The sequence below is a fragment of the Streptomyces sp. NPDC087300 genome, assembly GCF_044744425.1.
Taxonomy (GTDB): domain Bacteria; phylum Actinomycetota; class Actinomycetes; order Streptomycetales; family Streptomycetaceae; genus Streptomyces.
Map to the genome: position 1 here is coordinate 73,047 of NZ_JBIUYI010000020.1, position 7,052 is coordinate 80,098.

The window sequence follows — 7,052 nt, forward strand, 5'->3', positions numbered from 1 at the left end:
CCCCCGGCCACCGCACTTGCACGAACATTTCATGGAGTTGAGAACGATGGACAACGAGGACAAGCTCCGCTATTTCCTGAAGCGGGTCACCGCCGACCTGCGCGACACCCGAAGGCGCCTGCGCGAGGTCGAGGAGGGCGAGCAGGAGCCGGTGGCGATCATCGGCATGAGCTGCCGCTACCCCGGCGGCGTACGTTCCCCCGAGGACCTGTGGGACCTGGTCGCGAACGCCCGTGACGGCGTGACGGAGTTCCCCGCCGACCGCGGCTGGGGCGACGTCGAGCTGTCCGACCCCGAGGACCCCGACCGCGCGTTCCGCACCGAGGGCGGATTCCTGCACGACGCCGCCGAGTTCGACCCCGGCGTGTTCGGGATATCGCCGCGCGAGGCCCTCGCGATGGACCCGCAGCAGCGGCTGCTCCTGGAGACCTCCTGGGAGGCGTTCGAGCGGGCCGGGATCGACGCGTCCGCGCTGCGCGGCAGCAGGACCGGCGTGTTCGCCGGAGTGATGTACCACGACTACACGTCGCGGCTGCGCTCGGTGCCCGAGGGCGTCGAGGGCTTCCTCGGCACCGGCAGCTTCGGCAGCGTCGCCTCGGGCCGCGTGTCGTACACGTTCGCCCTGGAGGGCCCCGCCGTCACGGTCGACACCGCCTGCTCGTCCTCCCTGGTCACGCTGCACCTGGCGGCCCAGGCGCTGCGCTCGGGCGAGTGCACGCTCGCCCTGGCGGGCGGTGTCACCGTGATGGCGACCCCGGACACCTTCATCGGCTTCAGCAAGCAGCGCGGCCTCGCCGCCGACGGCCGGTGCAAGTCGTTCTCCGACGACGCCGACGGCACCGGCTGGGGCGAGGGCGCGGGCATGCTGCTCCTTGAGCGGCTCTCCGACGCCCGGCGCAACGGCCACACCGTGCTCGGCATCGTGCGCGGTTCCGCCGTCAACCAGGACGGCGCGTCCAACGGCCTCACCGCGCCCAACGGCCCCTCGCAGCAGCGCGTCATCCGCCAGGCGCTCGAGAGCGCCGGGCTGACCGCCGACCAGGTCGACGCGGTCGAGGCGCACGGCACCGGCACCACGCTCGGCGACCCCATCGAGGCGCAGGCCCTGCTCGCCACGTACGGCAAGGACCGCCCCGCGGGACGCCCGTTGTGGCTCGGTTCGGTGAAGTCCAACATCGGCCACACCCAGGCCGCCGCGGGCGTCGCCGGAGTGATCAAGACGGTCATGGCGATGCGGCACGGCGTGCTGCCGCCGACCCTGCACGTCGGCGAGCGCTCCCGGCACGTCGACTGGTCGGCGGGCGCCGTGGAACTCCTCACCGAGGGGCGGCCGTGGCCGCGCACGGGCCAGCCGCGCAGGACCGCCGTGTCGTCGTTCGGCATCAGCGGCACCAACGCCCACGTCGTCCTCGAACAGGCCCCGGCCGACGAGGCCGAAGGGGAGCAGGACGACGAGCTGGCCGGGCCCGCCGAACTGGCCGACCCCGTGCACGCCGACGCCGTGCCGTGGGTGCTCTCCGGCAACGACCCCGAGGCCCTGCGCGAGCGCGCCGCCGACCTCCTGTCCCACCTGGACGGCAGCGACGACACGTCCGTGGACGTCGGCTACTCGCTCGCCGTGACCAGGACCGCCCTGGAGCACCGGGCCGCCGTCGTCGGCACGGACCGCGCGGAGCTGCTGAGCGGTCTCACCGCCCTGGCCGGCGGCGGCGAGGCGCCGAACCTGGTGCGCGGCACCGTGGGTTCGCGCGGCAAGCTCGCCTTCCTGTTCAGCGGACAGGGCAGCCAGCGGGCGGGCATGGGCCGCGAGCTGTACGCGGAGTTCCCCGTGTTCGCCCAGGCCCTCGACGAGGTCTGCGCGGGCCTCGACCCGCACCTGGACCGGCCGCTGCGGGACGTGCTCTTCGCCGAGGAGGGCACCGCGGACGCCGCCCTGCTCGACCGGACCACCTACACCCAGCCCGCCCTCTTCGCCGTCGAGGTGGCGCTGTTCCGCCTCGTCACCGCGTGGGGCCTCAGCCCGCAGTTCCTCGCGGGCCACTCCATCGGCGAACTCGCGGCCGCCCATGTGTCGGGCGTGTTCTCCCTCGCCGACGCGTGCACCCTCGTCGCCGCCCGCGGCAGGCTGATGGGCGCGCTGCCCGAGGGCGGGGCGATGCTGTCGCTGCGCGCCGACGAGGACACCGTGCGCGGCCTCGTCGCCGAGCACGGCGGCACGGTGGACGTCGCGGCGGTCAACGGCCCCGAGTCCACGGTGATCGCGGGTGACGCCGACGCCGTGGCCGCGATCGACGCCGCCTGGCGCGAGCGCGGCGGCAAGACCCGGTACCTGCGGGTCAGCCACGCGTTCCACTCGCCGCACGTGGACGCCGTCCTCGACGACTTCCGCGCCGTCGCCCGCGGCATCGACTACGGCACCCCGGCGATCCCCATCGTCTCCACGCTGACCGGCGCCGTCCTCACCCCGGCGCAGGCGCGCGACCCCGAACACTGGGTGCGCCACGTACGCCAGGCGGTGCGGTTCCACGACGGCGTACGCACCCTGGGGGAGCACGGCGTCACCAGCTTCCTGGAGCTGGGCCCCGACGCGGTCCTCACCGCCGCGGGCCGCGACTGCGCCGACGAGGGCGCGGTGCTCGTCGCGGGGGCGCGGGCGGGCCGGTCCGAGGGCGCCACGCTCACCTCTGCGGTCGCCGCCCTGCACGTCGAAGGTGTCGCCCTCGACTGGCAGGCGGTGTTCGCGGGCCGCGGCGCCCGGCGCACCGACCTGCCCACCTACCCCTTCCAGCGCACCAGGTACTGGCTGGACGTCGGCGCCCACGTCGGCGACGTGACCTCGGTGGGCCTGCGCCCCGCCGACCACCCGCTCCTGGGCGCCGCGGTCACCCTGGCCGACGAGGAGGGCGCCCTGCTCACCGGCAGGCTCTCCATGGCCACCCACCCGTGGCTCGCCGACCACACCGTCGGCGGCGTCGTCCTCGTGCCCGGCGCCGCGCTCCTGGAGCTCGCGGTCAGGGCGGGCGACCAGGTCGGGCTCGACCACGTCGAGGAACTGACGCTCGCGGCGCCGCTGGTCCTGCCGACGGACGGCGCCGTACGGCTCCAGGTGTCGGTCGGCGCCCCCGACGCGTCCGGGCGCCGCACGCTGAGCGTCTACTCGCGGACCGACGACGCGCCCGACGACCAGCCGTGGACCCGGCACGCCTCCGGCACCCTCGGCACGGGAGCGGCGGCCCCGGCCGCCGACACCGGCGCCTGGCCGCCCGCCGGAGCCGAACGCGTCGACATCGAGGGCCGCTACGACGCGCTCGCGGAGTCGGGCCTCGGCTACGGTCCCGCGTTCCGCGGGCTGCGCACGGCCTGGCGGCGCGGCGACGAGGTGTTCGTCGAGCTGGAGCTGCCCGACCAGGACAGCGCGAGCTCCTTCGGACTGCACCCGGCGCTGCTCGACTCCGCGCTGCACGCCATCGGACTCGGCGGCTTCGTCGCCGACACGGAGCGGCTGCACCTGCCCTACTCGTGGCGCGGCGTCCACCTGCACAGCAGCGGCGCGTCCGCGCTGCGCGGACGGCTCTCCCCGGCGGGCACCTCGGGCGTCGCGATCGCCCTGACCGACGGCACGGGCGCCCCCGTCGCCTCCGTCGAGGAACTGTCGCTGCGGCCCCTGGCCGCCGACGGACTCACCGGCGACCGCCTCGACTCGCTGTTCCGGCTCGACTGGACGCAGGTGCGCCCCGCCGAGGCGCCCTCGACCCGCTGGGCGGTCCTGACGGACACGGACCTGGACGCGCTGGCGGGGGACGGGGTGCCGGACCTCGTGTTCGCCCCCGCGCCTCGGGCCGCGAACCCGGCGGAGGCGACGCACCTGGCTCTGGCCCTGGTGCGTGCCTGGCTCGCCGACGACCGGTTCGCCTCCGCGCGCCTGGTGTTCGTCACGCGCGGCGCGGTGGCGGCAGGCCCCGACGACGAGGTACCCGGCCTGACCGACGCCCCGCTGTGGGGCCTCGTCCGCGCGGCGCAGTCCGAGCACCCCGGCCGGTTCGTGCTCGTCGACACCGACATCGACTGGTTGGCGGAGACGGACACGGCCCACACCCTGCTGGGCGCCGTCGCGACCGACGAGCCCCAACTCGCCCTGCGCGGGGGCGAACTGCTCGTCCCGAGGCTCGTACGCGCCCGTCCCGAGACGGACGGCGAGCCGGACTTCGGCGCCGGGCCGGTCCTCGTGACCGGCGCGAGCGGCATGCTCGGCGGCCTCGTGGCACGCCACCTGGTCACCGAGCACGGCGTACGGCGTCTGGTCCTCGCCAGCAGGCGCGGCCAAGTAGGCGCACTCCACGGCGAGTTGGAGGCCCTTGGCGCCGAAGTCAACGCCGTGGCCTGCGACGTGGCCGACCGCGACGCGGTGGCGGCGCTCCTCGCCGAGCACCCCGTGACGGCCGTCGTGCACGCGGCGGGCGTACTGGACGACGGCGTCATCGAGTCGATGACACCGGAGCGGATCGACACCGTGTTCCGGCCCAAGGCCGAAGCGGCCAGTCACCTGCACGAGCTGACCCAGGACATGGACCTGTCCGCGTTCGTCCTGTTCTCCTCCGCGGCGGGCACCTTCGGCAACGCGGGCCAGGCCAACTACGCAGCGGCCAACGCGTACTTGGACGCGCTCGCCCAGCACCGCCGCGCCACCGGCCTGCCCGCGACGTCACTGGCCTGGGGCCTGTGGGCGGACGCGAGCGGCATGACCGACGAGCTGGCCGAGACCGACCGCGGCCGCCTCGCACGGGCCGGCGTCACCGCGCTCTCCGCCGACGAGGGACTGCGCCTCTTCGACGCCGCGCTCACGCTGCCGTCGGCCGTCGCCGTACCGATGCGCCTCGACCTGGCGCCGCTGCGGGCCCGCCCCGAGACCGTCCCGCCGCTGCTGCGCGCGCTGGTGCGCACGGCGCGCCCCGAGGCCGCCAAGGCCGAAGGCGGCCTGGCGGCACGGATCTCCGCACTGCCGGTCGAGGAGCGCCTCCCCGCGCTGCTCGACGTCGTACGCACCTGTGTCGCCGCCGTGCTCGGCCACGCGTCCGCCGCCGCGGTGGAGGCGGAGCGGGCCTTCGACGAGCTCGGCTTCGACTCGCTCACCGCGGTCGAACTGCGCAACCGCCTCGACGCGGCCACCGGCCTGCGCCTGCCCGCCACGCTGGTCTTCGACTACCCGACGCCCCTGGCGCTCGCGAAGCACCTGCGCGCCACGCTGCTCGGCGACGACGAGACGCGGACGGCGATCGTCCGCACGGCCGCCGCCGACGACGAGCCGATCGCCATCGTCGGCATGAGCTGCCGCTACCCCGGCGGGGTGAGCTCGCCCGAGGACCTGTGGCACCTGGTCGCAGGCGGCCGCGACGCGGTGTCCGACTTCCCGGACAACCGCGGCTGGGACGTCGAGGCGCTCTACGACCCCGACCCCGAGAACATGGGCACCAGCACGGTCAAGTCGGGCGGATTCCTCTACGACGCCGCCGCGTTCGACCCGGCGTTCTTCGGCATGTCGCCGCGCGAGGCGCTCGCCGTCGACCCGCAGCAGCGGCTGCTCCTCGAAACCTCCTGGGAGGCGTTCGAGCGGGCCGGCATCGACCCCAAGGCGCTGCGCGGCAGCGCGACCGGCGTGTTCGCCGGTGTGATGTACAACGACTACGCCGCACGGCTCGGGCGCTCCCCGGAGGGCTTCGAGGGCCAGCTCGGCGTCGGCAGCTCGGGCAGCGTCGCGTCCGGCCGAGTGTCGTACGTGTTCGGCCTCGAAGGCCCCGCGGTCACCGTGGACACGGCGTGCTCGTCGTCCCTGGTCGCGATGCACCTCGCGGCCCAGGCGCTGCGCTCCGGCGAGTGCACGCTGGCCCTCGCGGGCGGCGTGACCGTGATGGCGAGCCCGGCGACGTTCGTGGAGTTCAGCCGTCAGCGCGGCCTGGCCCCCGACGGCCGCTGCAAGGCGTTCTCCGCCGACGCGGACGGCACCGGCTGGGGCGAGGGCGTGGGCATGCTCGTCCTGGAACGCCTCTCGGACGCCTGCCGCAACGGACACCCCGTCCTCGCCGTCGTACGCGGCTCCGCGGTCAACCAGGACGGCGCGTCCAACGGCCTGACCGCCCCGAACGGCCCCTCCCAGCAGCGCGTCATCCGCCAGGCACTGGCGAACGCGGGCCTGACCACCTCCGACGTGGACGTGGTCGAGGCGCACGGCACCGGCACCACCCTCGGTGACCCGATCGAGGCCCAGGCCCTGCTCGCCACCTACGGCCAGGACCGCGCGGGGGAGCCCCTGTGGCTCGGCTCGCTGAAGTCCAACATCGGCCACACCCAGGCCGCGGCGGGTGTCGGCGGCGTCATCAAGATGGTGATGGCCCTGCGCCACGCCGAACTGCCCAAGAGCCTGCACGTCGGCGAACGCTCCCCGCACGTTGACTGGTCGGCGGGCGAGGTCGACGTACTGACCGAGACCCGGCCCTGGCCGACGCTCGACCGGCCGCGCCGCGCGGGCGTGTCGTCGTTCGGCGTGAGCGGCACGAACGCCCACACCATCATCGAGCAGGCACCCGAGGAGACGCCGGTCGACCCGGCGCCGGTCTCTGGTCCGGTCCCGCTGGTGTTCTCCGCGCGTACGGAGACCGCGCTGCGCGCCCATGCGGCGCAACTCACCTCAGCCGTCGCTGACTTGGGACCCGCCCCCGTGGCGGATGCGTTGTTGTCGCGGTCGGTGTTCGATCATCGTGCTGTGGTGGTGGCGGGTGGTGCTGACGCGCTCGCCGCTGTTGCTGGTGGTGGGGAGTCGGCGCGGGTCGCGGTGGGTGTGGCGCGTGCGGCGGGCAAGGTCGCGTTCGTGTTCCCGGGTCAGGGTTCGCAGTGGCTGGGGATGGGCGCTGAACTGGCCGCATCTTCACCGGTGTTCCGTGCGTCGCTGGACGCGTGTGGTGAGGCGTTGTCCGCGCATGTGGACTGGTCGTTGCGCGAGGTGCTGGGCGATGAGGCCGCGTTGGAGCGGGTGGATGTGGTGCAGCCGGCGTTGTGGG

At 74.7% G+C, this 7,052-nt stretch carries 1 protein-coding gene; it reads left to right on the forward strand.

Annotated features, from left to right (window positions below; genetic code table 11):
• Positions 1-46 precede the first annotated feature (46 nt).
• On the forward strand, positions 47-7,052 hold a 7,006-nt coding region (locus ACIO9J_RS42310; protein ID WP_402010955.1), incomplete at its 3' end, for an SDR family NAD(P)-dependent oxidoreductase.